The sequence below is a fragment of the Seohaeicola sp. 4SK31 genome (assembly GCF_028802875.1).
Classification (GTDB): domain Bacteria; phylum Pseudomonadota; class Alphaproteobacteria; order Rhodobacterales; family Rhodobacteraceae; genus Seohaeicola.
Genome location: NZ_JARAMP010000082.1, coordinates 1 through 1439, shown reverse-complemented (window position 1 = coordinate 1439; position 1439 = coordinate 1). Strand labels below are relative to the sequence as shown.

At 60.4% G+C, this 1439-nt stretch carries 1 protein-coding gene; it reads left to right on the top strand.

Annotated elements, in window-relative coordinates; translation table 11 throughout:
• The first annotated feature begins 66 nt into the window (after window positions 1-66).
• Window positions 67-1257: an IS701 family transposase gene (locus tag PVW27_RS21470; protein WP_274561240.1), complete on the top strand. Its 1191-nt coding sequence runs from the start codon at window positions 67-69 to the stop codon at window positions 1255-1257.
• Window positions 1258-1439: the final 182 nt, after the last annotated feature.

Below are 1439 nucleotides of genomic sequence, written 5' to 3'. Positions count from 1 at the left end.
TACTACAGTTGCGTATTTTGAAGATCTCTGATTCAATTCTTTCCGAGAGAATGGGAGCGTTGGGTCATGACTGTATCGGATTGGGCTGGGTCGGCTTCAGATTGGCGCGAGGCGCTTGCAGGCATGAGGGCCTTTATCGCCCCTGCGTTCAAGAGGTCCGAGCAGCGAGCGTCCGCCGGAGCTTTTATTGATGGGTTGTTGTCCGGGGTTGAGCGCAAGACTGGCTGGATGCTGTCGGAGGAAGCCGGACTGGAGCGGCCTTACCGAATCCAGACCCTGCTGGGCCGGTCATCCTGGTCAGCAGATGCGCTCTGCGAGCGGGTTCGGAGCTATACGATTGAGGCGCTTGGCGATCCGGACGGCGTGCTGGTTGTGGATGAGACCGGATTTCTGAAGAAGGGACGTCATTCCGTCGGTGTTAGCCGACAGTATTCCGGTACGGCGGGCCGGATCGAGAACTGCCAGATCGGCGTGTTTGCTTCCTATGCGAGCCGCTGGGGCCATGCATTGGTCGATCGGCAGCTCTACTTACCGAAGGCCTGGGCCAATGACCCTGAGCGGCGCGCAAAGGCGCATGTGCCGGAAGATGTTACGTTCGCCACCAAACCGGCCATAGCCTGCGAGATGGTTGCGCGGCTGCTGGATGAGGGAGCGCCTTGCGCCTTTGTACTCGCCGATGCGGTTTATGGCTCGGACCATCAGTTCCGACGCATGCTGGAGGATCGTGGTCAGCCCTATGTGCTGGCGGTGCGCTCAAACCATACCTTGCGCTTTCTGCAGGAGTGGGCGCTGGTGCAGACCGATCCTGCAACGATTATTTCCGAACTGCCAACCGAGGCCTGGCAGCCCCTGTCCGCTGGCGAAGGCTCCAAGGGGCAGCGGCTCTATGATTGGGCCTGGGTCCCGATCAGACATCAGACCGCAGAGGGGTTTTCCCGCTGGCTGCTGGCGCGTCGTAGCCTGCGTGACCCGCAAAACATTGCCTATTACTTCGCTCTTGCGCGCACTGGAACCACACTTGCAGAACTTGCTGCGGCTGCTGGGCTGCGCTGGACCATTGAGGAGTGCTTTCTGCGCGCCAAGGACGATCTTGGCCTCGATCATTGCGAGGCCCGCTCCTGGCATGGCTGGAACCGCCATATGAGCCTGGTGATGGCGGCGGCCGCTTTTCTGGCCCGGGTCACCGCCGATCAGCGCCGCGCGGCATGCGGAAAACGGAACGAAACGAGTCCGCGGCGCAAAATAGCAGCGGCATGATTGCCAGACTGGCACAAACCCTGACAACTCCGGAACTCCGCCGACTGATCTCACGCCTTCTGCCGCGCCCCATACTCACCGCCGCCTTCATATGGAACTGGTCGCGATGGCGACGCGAGCATCAAGTCGCCGCCGCCATCGCACATCGAAAAACACGCTATAATACGCAACTGTAGTACTAA

Excerpts from the sequence above, each read along its gene's own strand:
- PVW27_RS21470 (WP_274561240.1), top strand. The coding sequence starts at position 67 with ATGACTGTATCGGATTGGGCTGGGTCGGCTTCAGATTGGCGCGAGGCG.